Raw genomic sequence first — 825 nt, 5'->3', positions numbered from 1 at the left:
GTGTCTCTCAAGCGTTAAGTTTTTCTAACTTTAATAGCCTGACGGTTCGACTATCGGCGTTCAGTACAGTGATCTTAAAACCTTCGAATCGAGTCTCATCGCCTCGGTTGGGCAAGCGGCCAAATCGTTTGATCGCGTACCCACCAATCGTATCGAACTCATCTTCTGGAACCTGAACATCAAAATACTCGTTAAACTCCTCGATCGTTGTGAGTGCTTTTACAGTAAACTCTTTATCGCTAAGCGTTTTGATGTTGGTCTCTTCTTCGATGTCATGCTCGTCCTCAATCTCGCCAACGATCTGTTCTAGCACGTCCTCGATAGTGACGAGTCCTGACGGCGTACCATATTCGTCTATGACAATTGCCATATGGTTACGATTTCGCTTGAAGTCTTTGAGCAGTTCATTCAATCGTTTGCTTTCCGGTATCTTCGAAGCAGGGCGAAGCAAATCTATCACGGCGCTTCGTCTCAATTCGCCCTTTAGAGCGAGAGGAAGGAGGTCCTTCGCGAGTAGGATGCCTTCAAGCTCATCATCTGAGTCTCCAAACACGGGGAAGCGTGAATGTGCAGATTCGATGATATCATCAATATACTCTTCGGGGTCTGCATCTGCGTTCACGGTAATCATCTGGGAGCGCGGTATCATGACTTCACGCGCCTGCATTTTGGTAACCTGAATGGCACCTTCAATAATGCTCAGTGCGTCTGCGTCCAGAACGTTTCTTTGCTCTGAATCTCTTAAGATTTCAAGCAGTTCATCAACGCTATCAGGTTGATCAGAAAATGCTTGCGATATGCGTTCTAGCCAGCTTTTCGAAGCTG

Annotated in this window: 1 protein-coding gene; it reads right to left on the bottom strand. The window is 46.7% G+C overall.

The window, feature by feature from the left end:
* Positions 1–7 precede the first annotated feature (7 nt).
* The coding region (locus A3750_RS16195; protein ID WP_231871849.1) for an HlyC/CorC family transporter at positions 8–825 on the bottom strand (818 nt) is incomplete at its 5' end.

This window comes from Oleiphilus sp. HI0079, from assembly GCF_001635105.1.
The sequence above is the reverse complement of the archived record's forward strand: the minus strand, read 5'-3'. Positions and strand labels throughout refer to the sequence as shown.